12 protein-coding genes and 1 riboswitch are annotated in these 14,612 nt (G+C 71.0%); of the genes, 6 read left to right on the top strand and 6 right to left on the bottom strand.

Annotation, left to right across the window (positions count from 1 at the left end):
* Nucleotides 1-354: 354 nt before the first annotated feature.
* A complete protein-coding gene (locus AB0412_RS31330; RefSeq protein WP_366405974.1) occupies nt 355-882 on the top strand; it encodes a DoxX family membrane protein in 528 nt (175 codons plus the stop codon).
* Nucleotides 883-887: 5 nt separating this feature from the next.
* Here AB0412_RS31330 and AB0412_RS31325 read toward each other — a convergent pair whose 3' ends face one another.
* Nucleotides 888-1,100: a hypothetical protein gene (locus AB0412_RS31325; protein WP_366405973.1), complete on the bottom strand. Its 213-nt coding sequence runs from the start codon at nt 1,098-1,100 to the stop codon at nt 888-890.
* Complete coding sequence (locus AB0412_RS31320; protein WP_366405972.1) at nt 1,087-2,553, bottom strand: PspC domain-containing protein; 1,467 nt, start codon at nt 2,551-2,553, stop codon at nt 1,087-1,089. Before AB0412_RS31320 ends, AB0412_RS31325 begins: the two co-directional genes overlap by 14 nt.
* A gap of 179 nt (nt 2,554-2,732) precedes the next feature.
* Between AB0412_RS31320 and AB0412_RS31315 the strand changes: the two genes are divergently transcribed.
* Together AB0412_RS31315 and AB0412_RS31310 are read left to right on the top strand one after the other, a co-directional pair.
* Nucleotides 2,733-4,025, top strand: a complete 1,293-nt coding sequence (locus AB0412_RS31315; protein ID WP_366405971.1) for a PspC domain-containing protein — start codon at nt 2,733-2,735, stop codon at nt 4,023-4,025.
* Nucleotides 4,022-4,762 (top strand): response regulator transcription factor, encoded by a 741-nt coding sequence (locus AB0412_RS31310; protein WP_366405970.1) that lies wholly within the window; start codon nt 4,022-4,024, stop codon nt 4,760-4,762. The genes AB0412_RS31315 and AB0412_RS31310 overlap by 4 nt, the downstream gene beginning before the upstream one ends.
* Before the next feature lie 26 nt (nt 4,763-4,788).
* Here AB0412_RS31310 and AB0412_RS31305 read toward each other — a convergent pair whose 3' ends face one another.
* Nucleotides 4,789-5,850 carry an NlpC/P60 family protein gene (locus AB0412_RS31305; RefSeq protein ID WP_366405969.1) on the bottom strand — a complete coding sequence of 354 codons (1,062 nt, stop codon included), beginning with the start codon at nt 5,848-5,850 and terminating at the stop codon, nt 4,789-4,791.
* A gap of 435 nt (nt 5,851-6,285) precedes the next feature.
* Between AB0412_RS31305 and AB0412_RS31300 the strand changes: the two genes are divergently transcribed.
* Nucleotides 6,286-6,639 carry a hypothetical protein gene (locus AB0412_RS31300; RefSeq protein WP_366405968.1) on the top strand — a complete coding sequence of 118 codons (354 nt, stop codon included), beginning with the start codon at nt 6,286-6,288 and terminating at the stop codon, nt 6,637-6,639.
* Nucleotides 6,640-6,697: 58 nt separating this feature from the next.
* Here the strand turns inward: AB0412_RS31300 and AB0412_RS31295 are convergent, their stop codons facing one another.
* Entirely contained in the window at nt 6,698-7,873 is a 1,176-nt protein-coding gene (locus AB0412_RS31295) for an NlpC/P60 family protein (RefSeq protein ID WP_366405967.1), read from the bottom strand.
* A gap of 8 nt (nt 7,874-7,881) precedes the next feature.
* A riboswitch (cyclic di-AMP (ydaO/yuaA leader) is annotated at nt 7,882-8,055 on the bottom strand.
* A gap of 252 nt (nt 8,056-8,307) precedes the next feature.
* Between AB0412_RS31295 and pcrA the strand changes: the two genes are divergently transcribed.
* Nucleotides 8,308-10,788, top strand: a complete 2,481-nt coding sequence (gene pcrA / locus AB0412_RS31290) for a DNA helicase PcrA (RefSeq protein WP_366405966.1) — start codon at nt 8,308-8,310, stop codon at nt 10,786-10,788.
* Between the two features lie 91 nt (nt 10,789-10,879).
* Here the strand turns inward: pcrA and AB0412_RS31285 are convergent, their stop codons facing one another.
* Together AB0412_RS31285 and AB0412_RS31280 are read right to left on the bottom strand one after the other, a co-directional pair.
* The gene (locus AB0412_RS31285; RefSeq protein ID WP_366405965.1) at nt 10,880-12,502 is read right to left on the bottom strand and encodes a M23 family metallopeptidase; all 1,623 of its coding nucleotides are present in this window, start codon (nt 12,500-12,502) and stop codon (nt 10,880-10,882) included.
* Nucleotides 12,503-12,681: 179 nt separating this feature from the next.
* Nucleotides 12,682-13,548 carry an alpha/beta fold hydrolase gene (locus AB0412_RS31280; protein WP_366405964.1) on the bottom strand — a complete coding sequence of 289 codons (867 nt, stop codon included), beginning with the start codon at nt 13,546-13,548 and terminating at the stop codon, nt 12,682-12,684.
* Between the two features lie 434 nt (nt 13,549-13,982).
* Here AB0412_RS31280 and AB0412_RS31275 point away from each other — a divergent pair, with 434 nt between their 5' ends.
* Nucleotides 13,983-14,399 carry a cobalamin B12-binding domain-containing protein gene (locus tag AB0412_RS31275; protein ID WP_366405963.1) on the top strand — a complete coding sequence of 139 codons (417 nt, stop codon included), beginning with the start codon at nt 13,983-13,985 and terminating at the stop codon, nt 14,397-14,399.
* The last annotated feature ends 213 nt before the right edge of the window (nt 14,400-14,612 follow it).

Genomic DNA, 14,612 nt, shown 5'->3' with positions numbered 1-14,612 from the left:
CCTCGGTCTGGCGCGGAATCGGTCACTCAGGAAGCGGGGGTGTTGACGCGCCAGCCGCTGCGGGCGGACACCACCGCCCCGTCCCCTCCCCGCCGCGTGCGCCTGCGGCACGCCCACGGTGCGCTGTGCCTGAGTGCCGAGGGCGGCTGCGGGGCGTCATACGCGCGTAGCTGCGGGCTGGCGTTCCCGTCCTAGCTGCGGGCAGTCGGGCCCCGACGTTGGGCCACCTCGTAGTCGGCGTTTCTCAGGGGCGGGGGAGAAAAACGCGGTTCTCAGGATTGAGCCGGGGCTGATTGTCGTACGTATGGTCTCTTGAGGGGGTCTCGGCAGCGCAGCGAGAGGCGGCAGGTAGCGATGACTCACGGTATGCGGTCGGACACGTACAGCCCCCACGTCGATGGCGACAGGGACTGGCGGGACACCGCCACTCGCTTTGCGCTGGTTCCCCTCAGGATCTTCCTGGGGGTGACCTTCATCTACGCGGGCCTCGACAAGCTGACCGACAGTGCGTTCATGAAGGATGCGGGTGCGGGATCCATCGGCGAGATGATGCGGGGAGTCCGGGACTCCTCCGCCATTCCGGCGATGGTCGACCTGGCCCTGGAGAACCCTGTCGCGTTCGGTTACGCCATCGCCTTCGGCGAGCTGGCCGTGGGGATCGGCACGCTGCTCGGGCTGCTCACGCGGCTGGCCGCCCTCGGGGGCGCGCTGATCTCGCTCAGCCTGTGGCTCACCGTGAGCTGGGCCTCCGACCCGTACTACTACGGGAACGACCTCCCCTACCTCATGGCCTGGATTCCGCTGGTGCTGGCCGGTGCTCCCCTGCTGTCCGTGGACTCCGCACTGCGGGCGCGGCGACGGCAGCGGGTGGGGAGCTACTAGCCCCGTCAGCGCGGGGTGTCCGGTTCTCTGCGTCTGCGTATGAGGCCGGTGACGAGGGCCACTGCCCCTGCCAGGCACAGGCCGCCGGTGACGACGGGGACGATCACGAACCACGGGGTCTCCCAGGCGCCGCCCGCGTCGCCGGCGTACATGACTCCGGCGAGGGTGAGGAAGGTGCCGGCGACCAGCCGGCCGGGCTGGAACTCATGACGTAGCACGGCTCACCTCCGCCTGTCCCGCGCCGACCTGGAGCTTCAGGTCGAGCGTGCCGGCCTTGTCGACGCCCGGGGGCGGTTCGAGGGTCAGCTGCCTCTGCTTGCCCGGTGCCACGTCCACGTCCTTCGTGTCGTCGCCCGGCAACTGGATGTCGCCGAGTCCCACGTCGATGCTCAGCTTCACGGTCACGTCCTGCGGGACGATCACATGGATCCGGCCCAGGCCCACGTCCGCCGTCGTCGCCACCGTCCTGCCCGACGGCACCCGTATGCCGGACAGGTCCAGCGTGCCGGTGCCGGTGCCCAGTTCGTAGGTCGGGCGTATCTGTGCGACCGATGTGGGCTCCCAGCTCGTGCGTCTCCAGTCGGTGCCGACGTCCTTCGGCAGGGCGGCCGACGCGGCGAGCAGGCCCGCGGTGATGATCGCGAGGATGATGGATCCGGCGCCGGTGCGGCCCAGGAACGCGCTGAGGGCGATCCCGAGGCCGAAGACGGCGAGGGCGCAGGCCAGCCCGGTCTGCAGGCTGGTGCCCAGGGGGTGTTCGTCCCACGTGAGGCCGGTGCCGAGGAAGGCCGCCGCCAGGGCCAGGAGGAAGACCCAGCCGCCGATCCACCGGGGGCCGCGCGGCTTCGGAGTGTGGGGGCGGGGGGCGTACGGGTCGGTGCCGGTGTGGGTGCCCAGGCTGATGTTGATCGCTGCGGCGACGTCCCGGTCGCGGGAGTCCTGCGGACCCCAGAGATATCCGGTGCCGCCGATGTGGGTGCCGTCCTTGACGATGGGGTCGCGCCACCAGGAAGGGAACGCGGTGGGGATCGGCGGGGCCTGCGGCTCCGGCGGGGCGTCGGCCGTGGCCTGGGCGGCCAGGGGGTCGGGGCTGGGGGCGCCGCGGTGCCGTGACCAGTAGCCGGCACCGGCGAGCAGGATGGACAGTATGACGGCGAAGCTCAGCACGCCGCCGTTGTTCAGCATGGTCAGGAAGACGCCGCAGCCGACCAGCGCGAACAGCACAGCCGTCAGTGTGTGGCCCTCGACCCGGCCGGTGAGCAGCCTGCGGAACTCGTGCTCCTCCTCGTCGTCGTAGGGCACGAAGAGCCAGACGAAGCCGTAGAAGATCAGGCCGAGGCCGCCGGTGGCCGCGAGCACCGCGAGGGTGATCCGGAAGATCACCGGGTCCATGTCGCACTGCCGGCCGAGCCCGGCGCAGACCCCGCCGAGCATCTTGTGCCGGCGGTCGCGCCGGAAGGGCTGGGGCGGCTGGGGTGCGGTCTCGCCCGGCTCGGCCGGTGGCGGGGCGGTCGCTCCCGCTGTCGCTCCTTCCTTCTCGCGCGCGCCCGCGTGCTCGTGTGCGCGCGCGTGGGCCGCGGCGGGCGCGGCATCCTGCGGCCCGGTGCCCTGGTCGGGGCGCGGGCCGGAGCCGGGTCCCGGACCCGTCGCGGCGGGCTGGTGATCTGTCATGCGTCCATGGTGACGGGCGAGACGGCCCGGCGGCAGTCGGAACAACCCTGGGCCGACCCTGATATCGGCCCTGAGCGGAGGCCGGGGGAGTGTTCGACGGGCGCGGGCCGCGGAGATCAGGGGAGTCTCCGGGGCCGACCCTGATGCTCCGGCCGGGCGGGCGTGTGACCATCAATGGCATGTCGGAAGCCGCAGCAGCGCCCATCGCCGAGCCGCGGCCGCCGCGCAAGCTCTACCGCAGCAGTGACGGACGCTGGCTGGGTGGTGTGGCGCGGGGGCTCGCCGGACACCTCGGGCTGCCCGTGATCTGGGTACGGCTCGTGTTCGTCGGCCTGTTCATGGCCGACGGCCTCGGCGCGCTGCTGTACGCCGCGTTCTGGTTCTTCGTCCCGCTGGGCGTCGGCGGCGTGGACGCGCAGAAGCCGCCCTCGCTGGTCACGACGGAGATATCGCCGGACGGCCGGCGCCGGCTCGTCACCCGCAGACCGGACAAGGGCCAGATCGTCGCCCTGCTCCTCATGGTCGTCGTGGCCATGGTGTTCGTGGGCAATGTGAACCTCGGGAACGGAGCCCGGGCCTATCTGTGGCCGACGGTGCTGGTCGGCGCGGGTGTCGCGCTCGTGTGGCGGCAGGCGGACAACGCCCGCCGGGCCCGCTGGGTCGAGGTCGGCCGGCGCCGGCGCACGGTCACGCTGCTGCGGGCCGTCGCCGGAGTGCTGCTGGTGACCGCGGGGGTCTCCGGGATATTCGTCCTGCAGGGCTCCGGTGCCCATCTCGGCTCGGTACTCCAGGCGGCCCTCGCCGTTCTCGTCGGCATAACGCTGCTCGCCGGCCCCTATCTCGTGCGGATGACGCAGGATCTCTCCCAGGAGCGTCTGATGCGCATCCGCGCGCAGGAGCGGGCCGAGGTCGCCGCCCACGTCCACGACTCGGTGCTGCACACCCTCACCCTGATCCAGCGCAACGCGGAGAACCCCGGCGAGGTGCGCCGCCTCGCCCGGGCCCAGGAGCGTGATCTGCGCACCTGGCTCTACAAGCCGGAGGGCACCGGCAAGGACGAGGCCGACGAGCCCACCACCCTGGCCGACGCGGTGCGGCGCAATGCCGCCGAGGTGGAGGACAAGCACGGCGTCCCGATCGAGGTCGTGGTGGTCGGCGACTGCCCGCTCGACGAGAAGGTGGCCGCGCAGATGCAGGCCGCGCGCGAGGCAATGGTGAACGCCGCCAAGTACGGTGGCGAGGGCGGTGCGGTTCAGGTCTACGCCGAGGTCGAGGGGAGAACGGTGTTCGTGTCCGTCCGGGACCGCGGACCCGGCTTCGACCTCGACTCGATACCCGCCGACCGCATGGGCGTCAGAGAATCGATCATCGGCCGCATGGAGCGCAACGGCGGTACGGCGCGGCTGCGCGCGGTGCCGGACGGCGGCACGGAGGTCGAGCTGGAGATGGAGAGGGCGGAGAACACGTCATGAGCGAGCCGACCGAGGCGAACGGAACGGCCGGACCGGAGGAGGCGGCCGAGGCCGCGGCACCGGCCGGCGCCGGACGGCGTCATGTGCGTGTCGTCCTCGTCGACGACCACCGCATGTTCCGCACCGGCGTCCAGGCCGAGATCGGCCAGACGGAGCAGACGGGTGTGGAGGTGGTCGGTGAGGCCGCGGACGTCGACCAGGCGGTCACGGTCATCACCGCGACCCGGCCCGAGGTGGTCCTGCTCGATGTGCACCTGCCCGGGGGCGGCGGCGTCGAAGTGCTGCGCCGCTGCGCCGCGTTGATGGGCGACACCGACCAGCCGGTCCGCTTCCTCGCGCTGTCCGTGTCGGACGCGGCGGAGGACGTGATCGGCGTGATCCGGGGCGGCGCCCGCGGATACGTGACCAAGACGATCACCGGCACCGATCTGGTGGACTCGATCTTCCGGGTCCAGGAGGGAGACGCGGTCTTCTCGCCGCGCCTGGCCGGGTTCGTGCTGGACGCCTTCGCCTCCACCGACGCCCCTCCGGTCGACGAGGACCTCGACCGGCTCACCCAGCGCGAGCGCGAGGTCCTCCGGCTGATCGCGCGAGGGTACGCGTACAAGGAGATCGCCAAGCAGCTGTTCATCTCGGTGAAGACGGTCGAGTCGCATGTCTCGGCGGTGCTGCGCAAGCTCCAGCTGTCCAACCGGCACGAGCTGACGCGGTGGGCCACGGCGCGCCGGCTGGTCTGAGGCGCGGCGGCGGGAGACCGGCCGGTTCAGCTCACCCGGGTCGCGCCTGTGAAGGGCATCTCGTCGATCGGGGCGAGGCGGACCGGGGCCGACGGGTTCGGGGCGTGGATCATGCGGCCGTCGCCGACGTAGATGCCGACGTGACTGATGCCGGAGTAGAAGAAGACGAGGTCGCCGGGGAGGAGTTCGGAGCGGGCGACGCGGCGGCCCGCGTTGATCTGCGCGTAGGTCGTGCGGGGCAGGGAGACGCCGGCGGAGCGGTATGCGGCCTGGATCAGACCGGAGCAGTCGAAGGCGTCGGGGCCGGTCGCACCCCACACATAGGGGCTGCCGAGCTTCCGGTAGGCGTAGGCGACGGCCTGTGCGGCGCGGGAGCTGGGGGCCTGGGAGGTGGCGGAGCCGGGTGCGGTGAGGCCGTCCCGGGCGGCCGTCGAGGAGCGTGAGGCGCGGTCCGTGCCGTCGCTGAGCCCCGCGCGCTGCTCGGGCGTCAGCCGGGACAGCAGGCGGCGGGCCGCGTCGAGCTTGCCGGTGATCGTCTTCTTGTGCCGCTTGAGTTCGGCCTGGCGGGAGGTGAGGGACTTCAGCTCGATGCGGGCGGCACCGCGCAGTTGCTCGATCTCCCTCAGCTGTGCGCGGACGCGCCCCACGGCGGCGTTCTGCCGGCTGCCCGCCCGTTCGGCGAACGCGGCGCCCTCCAGGTAGCCGTCGGGGTCGTCGGAGAGGACGAGTTGCAGGGCCGGGTCGAGGCCGCCGCTGCGGTACTGGGCCGTCGCGACCGAACCCAGGGCGGCTCGCGCCGAGTTGAGCCGGTCCTGTTTGCGGGCGGCCTCGTCCTGCAGGTCGCGCAGCCGCTGCCGGGCCGCATCCGCCTTCTCCTTGGCGCCGTTGTACTTCTCGGTGGCGACCTCCGCCTCCCGGTACAGCTGATCCACCCGCGCCTTGGCCTGCTCGGGTGTGAGCTGCGGCTCGGCGTGCCCCGCACCGTCGAGGCCGGTCGCGGTGGCCGCGCCGGCGAGGGCGAGGGTGGCGGCCGTACGCGCTGTGGTGCCGCCGGCCGAGCGCTGTCTGGGCTTGCGGTGCGCTGCCATCCGGAATCCACGTCCCTTCCGACGACCGACGACCGCCTGGTCCGGGCGCCGGGCACCCTGCGTGGTGGGCGACCGGGGGTCCGGCGGCGGTGCGCACAGGGGGAGCGGTCCGCCGCCGGACCTTCTCGGCGGTGGTGTCCGGGGCCGCCCCTGGTCCGGGCGGCGGTGGGGAGCCGGTCACCTGGTGCAGGACGTTAGACCCGGCCGCACGGGAGGGGTGACGGTTTGCGCGGAAGTGGCGCGAGCGGACCGGTGGGTGACCGTATGTGACCGTGATCCCCGCGCTGCGTCGACGCCTTCACTGAGCGTGCTGACCGAAGTGAGGAAGGAGGGCGGAGCACGGGGGCCGTGGTGCTATGGGGTGCATATATGCGCCCGCTTGCCGACTCGGGCCGGTGTCGGTCGGGGTGCGGCGTCTGGCTAGGCTCCGGCCTCATGGACGTACTCATCCACCTCTTCGTCGGCCTGCACATCATCGGCATCGCCTCGCTCCTCGGCGGTTTCCTCACCCAGATGAAGGCGATGGGCGAGGGCACCGCCCGCTTCGGCCCGGCCATGCTGCACGGCGCGCTGACGATGCTGGTCACCGGAGTGATCCTGGTCGGTCTCAACCAGGCCGACGACCAGCCCGTGAACAACATCAAGATCGGCGTGAAGCTGGCCCTGCTGATCGTGATTCTGGGCCTGGTCTACGTGAAGCGGGACGAGGAGAAGGTGGACAAGGGACTGTTCGGCCTGGTCGGCCTGCTGACCACGGCGAACGTCTTCATCGCGGTGCTGTGGACCTGACCTGGTCCGCAGCCTCGGGACCCGGGCGGCGGACGGGAGAGGCCCCGCCCCGGCCGCGTCAGGCAGGGCGTACCACGCTGTGGATCGAGGACGCGCCGTCGTAGTAGATCGACTCCTCGCGCACGTACGTGCCCGGCTTCGGGGCGTGGATCATCATGCCGTTGCCGATGTAGATGCCCACGTGGGTGATGTCGTCGTAGAAGAAGACGAGGTCACCGGGCTGCGCCTGGGACACCGGGACCGTCGTGCCGGCGTCGACCTGGTCGTAGGTGGTGCGCGGGATGGTCACCCCGGCGGCCTTCCAGGCGGCCTGGGTCAGACCTGAGCAGTCGTAGGAGCCGGGGCCGGTGGCGCCCCAGACGTACGGCTTGCCGATCTGCGCGCGGGCGAAGGCGAGGGCCTTCTCGGCCTTGACGGAGTACGACGAGTCCGCCGCGGGCGGCGTGGTGGTGCCGGCGGAACCGGACGAGCCGCCGCTCTCCTGCTGAGACGCCTCCTGCTGGGCCGCCTCCTGCTGGGCCTCGCGCTGCTCCTCCTGCTGCCGGGCGAGCTCGGCGGCCTTGCGGGCGGCCTCCTCCTGCTTCTTCTTCTCGATCGCCGCGAGCCGCGCCTTCTCCTCGGCGGTCAGCTTCGACATCAGCTCACGCGCGTCGGCGAGCTTCTTCTGGACCGTGGCCTTGGCGGTCCTCAGGTCGCTCTGCGACTCGGTGAGCGTCTCGAGGCTCTCGGTGGCCTCCTTGCGCTTCTTCATCGTCTCGGACTGCTGCGTGACGTAGTCGTCGACCGCTTCCTTCTGGCGGCCGGTCATCCGGCTCATCAGATGGTTCTGGTCGAAGACGTCCTGCGGCGAGTCCGCGAGCAGGAAGGTCGCGGTGTTCGACACACCGGCGCCGGTGCGGTACTGGGCGGCGGCGTAGGAACCCAGCTCCTCCCGCGCCTCGTTGAGCTTCTGGGTGCGCTGGGCGACGTCGTCGAGGAGGGTGTCGACGCGCTTGCGCTGCTTCGCGGTCTTCTCCTTGGCCGCGTTGTACTTCTCGGTCGCCGACTCCGCCTGCCGGTACAGGTCGTCGACCTTCTTCTCGACCTCTTCGAGGCTCGGCTTGTCGTCCGAGGGGGCGGCGTCCGCCGTCTGGGACAGCAGGGCCACGGAGGTCAGGGCCGCCGTGGCGAGGGCGGGGGTGCGTATGCCTGCCACGCGCGTGCCGGGGGTGCGTGACTTGCGGTGCGACGCCAAGGGAGGCGACTCCTTCCGTGTTCCGCCTACCGGGTTAGCTGTCGGGTTCGGGCGGTTGGTGCTTCGGAAGGGTTGCCCTACGGCCGCTCCGCGCGGGAGTGAGCCGATTCACCCCAGGTCTCGGTCGGGTCCCCGGCTCCGGCTGCCGCGGGCGGCAGTGACGGACTCGGCGGAGGCCGTGCGGCCCGGCGAGGTTCGCCGGTGGGGGTCGTACGGCCCGCCCGCACCGTAGCCAACTGGTGTGGCCCCTGTGAAGGTTGGTGGGTGATATGCCCGATACATTTTCGTGACCTGATGACGCGGGTCACACAGGGTGCATGTGTGCTGCACGGGTCGTGCCGGAAGGCGAGGCGTGCGCGGGAGGGTCGCCGAATCCGGGGATGTTCCCAGGGCGGCCCCGGGCTGTCGGTGGTGCGCCCTAGACTCGGAGAGCGATGAGCAGCCTCTTTGACGACAGCTTCCTGGCGAACCTCCAGGCCCAGCGGGGCCCCGCGGACGAGCCGCCGCCACCACCCGAGGACGATCACGTACCGGAGCCGATCCCGGACGATCTGTTCGGCGGGAAGTTCGACCTGCCGCCGGAGCGGGAGGCGTACTACCGCGACGGCGCCCCGCGCCCGGTGACGGACTCCGCTGCCCTCCTGGACGGGCTGAACGACAACCAGCGCGCCGCCGTCGTGCACTCCGGCTCCCCGCTGCTCATCGTGGCCGGTGCCGGCTCCGGCAAGACCCGGGTGCTCACCCACCGCATCGCCTATCTGCTCGCGGAGCGGGACGTCCACCCGGGACAGATCCTCGCGATCACCTTCACCAACAAGGCCGCCGGCGAGATGAAGGAGCGCGTCGAGCAGCTCGTCGGCCCGCGCGCCCACGCGATGTGGGTGATGACCTTCCACAGCGCGTGCGTGCGCATCCTGCGCCGGGAGTCCAAGAAGCTCGGCTTCACGTCGTCGTTCTCGATCTACGACGCCGCGGACTCCAAGCGCCTGATGGCCCTGGTCTGCCGTGATCTCGACCTGGACCCCAAGCGTTTCCCGCCGAAGTCCTTCAGCGCCAAGATCAGCAACCTGAAGAACGAGCTGATCGACGAGGAGGACTTCGCCGCCCAGGCGTCCGACGGCTTCGAGAAGACCCTCGCCCAGGCCTACGCCCTCTACCAGTCGCGGCTGCGCGAGGCGAACGCCCTCGACTTCGACGACCTGATCATGACGACGGTCAACCTGCTCCGCGCCTTCCCGGACGTCGCCGAGCACTACCGCCGCCGTTTCCGTCACGTCCTCGTCGACGAGTACCAGGACACCAACCACGCCCAGTACGCCCTGGTGCGGGAGCTGGTCGGCACCTCGGAGCACCCCGTCGACGTGCCGCCCGAGGCCGAGACCCCGCCCGCCGAGCTGTGCGTCGTGGGTGACGCCGACCAGTCGATCTACGCCTTCCGCGGTGCGACGATCCGCAACATCCTCCAGTTCGAGGAGGACTACCCGGAGGCGACCACGATCCTGCTGGAGCAGAACTACCGCTCCACCCAGACCATCCTGAGCGCCGCCAACGCGGTCATCGAGCGCAACGCCTCCCGCCGCCCCAAGAACCTGTGGACCAACGCGGGCGCGGGCTCCCTGATCACCGGCTACGTCGCGGACACCGAGCACGACGAGGCGCAGTTCGTCGCCGACGAGATAGACCGCCTGGTCGACGCGGGCGAGGCGAAGGCGGGCGACGTCGCCGTCTTCTACCGCACCAACGCCCAGTCCCGTGTCTTCGAAGAGGTCTTCATCCGCGTCGGCCTGCCCTACAAGGTCGTCGGCGGCGTCCGCTTCTACGAGCGCAAGGAGGTCCGGGACGTCCTGGCCTACCTGCGCGTGCTCGCCAACCCCGAGGATTCGGTGCCGCTGCGCCGCATCCTCAACGTCCCCAAGCGGGGCATCGGCGACCGTGCGGAGGCCATGATCGACGCCCTCGCCCAGCGGGAGAAGATCAGCTTCCCGCAGGCGCTGAAGCGCGTCGACGAGGCGTACGGCATGGCCGCGCGCTCCGCCAACGCCGTCAAGCGGTTCAACACGCTGATGGAGGAACTCCGTACGATCGTCGAGTCCGGCGCCGGACCGGCGACCGTGCTGGAGGCGGTGCTCGAACGCACCGGCTATCTGGCCGAGTTGCAGGCCTCCACCGATCCGCAGGACGAGACCCGCATCGAGAACCTCCAGGAACTCGCCGCCGTGGCCCTGGAGTTCGAGCAGGAGCGCGCGGAGGGAGAGGCCGGGACGCTGGCCGACTTCCTGGAGCAGGTCGCGCTGGTCGCCGACTCCGACCAGATCCCGGAGGAGGACGAGGACGGCTCCGGCGTCATCACCCTGATGACCCTGCACACCGCCAAGGGCCTGGAGTTCCCGGTCGTCTTCCTCACCGGCATGGAGGACGGCGTCTTCCCGCACATGCGCGCCCTCGGCGAGACCAAGGAACTGGAGGAGGAGCGGCGCCTGGCGTACGTCGGCATCACCCGGGCCCGGGAGCGGCTCTACCTCACCCGGTCGACCCTGCGCAGCGCGTGGGGGCAGCCTTCGTACAACCCGCCCTCGCGGTTCCTGGAGGAGATCCCGGCCGCGCACATCGAGTGGAAGCGCACGGGGTCGAGCGCGCCGAAGCCGTCCGGGCCGGTATCAGGGGTGGCGGCCTCGCTGTCCTCGTCCCGCTCCCGCTCGTCGGCCTCGGGCGCGTCGGGCTTCGCCACCCGCCGCACCGCGGAGAAGCCGGTGGTGTCGCTGGCGGTCGGGGACCGGGTGACGCACGATCAGTTCGGGCTCGGCACCGTGGTCGCGGTGAAGGGCACCGGTGCGAACGCCGAGGCGACCATCGACTTCGGGGACACCAAGCCGAAGCGGCTGCTGCTGCGGTACGCGCCGGTGGAGAAGCTGTAGCGGAGAGGCCTCTCGGCCGACGGAGGGGCTCCCGCCTGACCGCGGGGGCTTTTCCGGAACGGCTACACGACTGCCTTGATGGCTATGACGGCTATGACGGCTCGAGGCCGTGGCTGCGCAGCCACGCGAGCGGGTCGATGGCCGAACCGCCGCCCGGCCGGACCTCGAAGTGCAGGTGCGGTCCGGTGGAGTTGCCCGAGTTGCCGGAGTACGCGATCGGATCGCCGGCCTTCACCGTCGTGCCGGAGGGCACCCGGTACGTGGAGAGGTGGCAGTACCACGTCTCCGTGCCGTCCTTCGCGGTCACGATCATCATGTTGCCGTAGGCGCTGTTGTACTGGGTGCGGACCGTGCCGTCGGTCGCGGCCATCACCGTGGTGCCGTAGGTGACGGGGAAGTCGATGCCGGTGTGCACGGACATCCAGTTGATGCCGGACTGGCCGTAGTACGCGCTCAGTCCGTGCTGGGCCACCGGGAGCGCGAACTTCGGACGGAGCCGCTCCTTGCGGGCCGCCTCCTCGGCCGCCCGCTTGCGTTCGGCTTCCTGCTGGGCCTTGAGGTCGATGCGTTCCTGGGTGCGGCTGGCCCGGTCGGCGAAGTCGTCGGCGCCGGCCGCGAGGCTCTCGAGCTGGGTGTCGAGCTTGACGTTGGCGGCGGACGGTTTCACCGGCTGGGCGTCCGCTGCCGTGGTGGTGGTCTCCTGGCCGCCCTCTTCCGTCAGACTGCCGACCGACGCCGCGGCGATCCCGGCGACACCCATCACACACGCCGACGGCACAGCCACCGTCAGCAGCGCGGAGCGCTTGGGGGGTGTCCGGCGGCGGGAACGGGACCCGGAGCGGGTGGCCGCACGGGGCGCGGGGACGGAGACGATCTCCTCCTGCTCGTCGAGCAGGGTCACGGGGGGCAGTTCACCGGTGTCGCCCGGGCCCGGCGACGCCTGCGCCGGGCCGGCTTCCTCGGCGTGGCCGGACTGGTCGAAGGTGGCGGTGGCCTGCGGGTCGGCGGGCTCGGACTGCTGCTCGTACGTCTCCGGCGCCGGGGCGGCGTCGCCGTTCCACTGGGTGGCGTCGTAGACGCCGGAGTCGAAGGTCTGGGTGCCCCAGTCCCAGTGCTGGGTGTGCTCGCCGGGGCCGCCCGGCTCACCCGACTGGTCGGGCTGGAGCCAGGCTCCCGCGTCCCACTGGCCGCTGACCTCGGGCGAGGTGCCCTGCGCGGGGATCAACGGCAGCTGCTGCTCTCCGGTGGTCCATTGGGTCGTGTCGTAGACGCCCGTGTCGTAGGCGGCGTAGTGCTGGGCCGCGTACGCGTCGTAGTGGCCGCCGGTATGGCTGTCCGTGGGCCAGTGCCCGGTGTCGTACGAGCCCGTGTCGTGCCCGCTGCCCGGAAGGTCGCCGAAGAGGGGGTCGGTGGCGAAGCTCGTGGTGGCGTGGGTGCCGGTACCGAAGGCGGTGGCGGAAAAACCGCTCGCGTCGTAGCCGTTGTACGTGGTGAAGTCGCCGTACTGGGCTTCCTGGGTGCCGTACGACGCGTAGTGCGCCGAGGCGGCGTCGGAAGCCGGATCGGGGGCCATGGTCCCCGACGGGTGACGGTCGTTCACCAACTTCTCTTTCGCCTCGACAACAGGGGCTGCCAGAGCAGTGCGGCGACTGTACCCGGCGGTACGCGGGCACGACAATCTTCCGCAGGTTTCGCGCGCGCAGGAAACGGGCATTCGGTTCGGTTTTGGCGGACTGCGGGCGCTGTCTTGGCTCTATGTTCGAAGTTTGTTCGAGGTGAAGGGTGGTTCGGCGGCTGTAAGTCGGCTGTGTCGGCCGGATGTTGTTCGGGTGAACGGGCGGTGTGACCGCACTCGGCAGGTGGCTGACGGGCCGGGCGTGTCGCCGCGGCCGCTCAGGCCACCGTCAGTCCGCCCGCGTGGCCGGTCGTCGGCTCTCCCGGTTGCGCCGTGTCCAGGGCCTGCCGTATGCCGGTCGCCACCGCCGGGTGCACCGGCAGGGCGAGGTGGCCGACGCCGCTCACCCGCACGTTCTGCGCGGTCAGGTCCGGGTGGTCGATGCAGGCCGCCTCCAGCGGGTCCATGATGTGGTCGAGGTCGCTCCAGAAGGCGTAGAAGTGCGTACGGCAGCCGGGGGAGGGCAGGGCGAGCTCCTCGAGCACCGGTGAGCCGGGGCGCATCTGGCGCACGATGGGGTGCGCGTTGGCCAGGGGCGCCACACGGGTGCCGGAGTGCGGAGTGCCCAGCGTGACCAGCGTCCGCACGCGGGTGTCACCGCCCAGGCGCTGCACGTAGTACCGCGCGATCAGACCGCCCAGGCTGTGTCCCACCACGTCGACCTGCCGGCTGCCCGTGCGCTCGCACACCTCCTCTATGTGCCGGCCCAGCAGCTCCGCGGCGATGCGGATGTCGCAGGTGAGCGGGGAGTAGTTGAGCGACTCGATCTGCTGCCTGCCGTGCTGGGCGAGGCTGCGGCGCAGCAGGACGAACACCGAGCGGTTGTCGATGAAGCCGTGCAGCAGCACCACCGGCGGCTTGGCCTCCGTCGGCAGCTGGGCGGCACCGCCCGGTCCGGGGAGCGCGGGAGCCGAGCCCCGCCGCTCCTGGACGATCCCGGCGGGATAGAGGAGAAGGTGACCCGCGAGGATCGCGAGCTCCAGGGCGGTGGCCTTCAGCAATGCCAGGGAGAGCCCGGCCAAACGGCTCGGCAGCAGGCGCCGGCAGAGCGGGAGGAAGGGAAGAGCTGCCTGGGTGACCTTCATGGCCGACCTCCTGTCGGCACGCGGAAGGACAGCCCTGTCCCCCGTGTGCCCTCATGGGAAATCGCGGCGAAAGCGGTCGACGGTGCTCGTGTACGACGCGCGGACCGAGCGCGGCGGTACGGCGACCTCGTCGCGGATCCCTTATGCGCATGTTCCCACCGATGCCCCTGTGCCGCATGGGCACGCGGGGCGCGGACCGGACGATCCTCGGGCGGCTCGATGGGGAACGCTGCGCGGCTAACGTGTCCCACCGTGTGATTTCCCCCTCGCTCTGCACCGCGAAACTGCCGGTTGCGCGATGCTGGAGATAACGTTCGTTCACTTCCCCGGCCGGCTCTGGCCGGGGTCTCCGGACGTGCGCGATGTGTACGGCTTGACCGATGTGTGCGGTACTTGTCGGTACGGATGGATGTAGTCGCTTCATGGAGGCAGTGATGGGTGTGGCAGCCGGTCCGATCCGCGTGGTGGTGGCCAAGCCGGGGCTCGACGGCCACGATCGCGGGGCCAAGGTGATCGCGCGGGCCCTGCGTGACGCCGGTATGGAGGTCATCTACACCGGGCTCCACCAGACACCCGAGCAGATCGTCGACACCGCGATCCAGGAGGACGCCGACGCGATCGGGCTGTCCATCCTCTCCGGCGCGCACAACACTCTCTTCGCGGCGGTGATCGACCTGCTCAAGGAGCGGGACGCGGCGGACATCCTCGTCTTCGGCGGCGGCATCATCCCCGAAGCAGACATCCCTCCGCTGAAGGAGAAGGGCGTCGCGGAGATCTTCACACCGGGCGCGACCACAGCGTCGATCGTGGACTGGGTCCGCACCAACGTGCGCCAGCCGGCCGGGGCGTAGGGCTCGGAGACGTAGGGCTCCGAGGCGTCGGCGGGTGACATCGCGAGGGGTGAGGGGCATTACGAGCTCCTCGCACACCTCGCGCGTCCCTTGCCTGCCTCGACCTTCCTGCACCTCGCAGGTCCCTTGCCTGCCTCGATCCTCCGGTACCTCGCAGGTCCCGTGGCTGCCTCGATCCTCCGGCACCTCGCAGGTCCCGTGCCTGCCTCGCTG

The sequence above is a fragment of the Streptomyces sp. NPDC052012 genome, from assembly GCF_040689265.1.
In the GTDB taxonomy this organism is placed as follows: domain Bacteria; phylum Actinomycetota; class Actinomycetes; order Streptomycetales; family Streptomycetaceae; genus Streptomyces.
Note: the sequence above shows the minus strand (reverse complement) of the source record. Positions and strands in the feature narration are given on the sequence as shown.

Excerpts from the sequence above, each read along its gene's own strand:
- AB0412_RS31275 (WP_366405963.1), top strand. The coding sequence starts at position 13,983 with ATGGGTGTGGCAGCCGGTCCGATCCGCGTGGTGGTGGCCAAGCCGGGG.
- AB0412_RS31320 (WP_366405972.1), bottom strand. The coding sequence starts at position 2,553 with ATGACAGATCACCAGCCCGCCGCGACGGGTCCGGGACCCGGCTCCGGC.
- AB0412_RS31285 (WP_366405965.1), bottom strand. The coding sequence starts at position 12,502 with ATGCCCGTTTCCTGCGCGCGCGAAACCTGCGGAAGATTGTCGTGCCCG.
- AB0412_RS31330 (WP_366405974.1), top strand. The coding sequence starts at position 355 with ATGACTCACGGTATGCGGTCGGACACGTACAGCCCCCACGTCGATGGC.
- AB0412_RS31310 (WP_366405970.1), top strand. The coding sequence starts at position 4,022 with ATGAGCGAGCCGACCGAGGCGAACGGAACGGCCGGACCGGAGGAGGCG.
- AB0412_RS31315 (WP_366405971.1), top strand. The coding sequence starts at position 2,733 with ATGTCGGAAGCCGCAGCAGCGCCCATCGCCGAGCCGCGGCCGCCGCGC.
- pcrA (WP_366405966.1), top strand. The coding sequence starts at position 8,308 with ATGAGCAGCCTCTTTGACGACAGCTTCCTGGCGAACCTCCAGGCCCAG.
- AB0412_RS31305 (WP_366405969.1), bottom strand. The coding sequence starts at position 5,850 with ATGGCAGCGCACCGCAAGCCCAGACAGCGCTCGGCCGGCGGCACCACA.
- AB0412_RS31280 (WP_366405964.1), bottom strand. The coding sequence starts at position 13,548 with ATGAAGGTCACCCAGGCAGCTCTTCCCTTCCTCCCGCTCTGCCGGCGC.
- AB0412_RS31300 (WP_366405968.1), top strand. The coding sequence starts at position 6,286 with ATGGACGTACTCATCCACCTCTTCGTCGGCCTGCACATCATCGGCATC.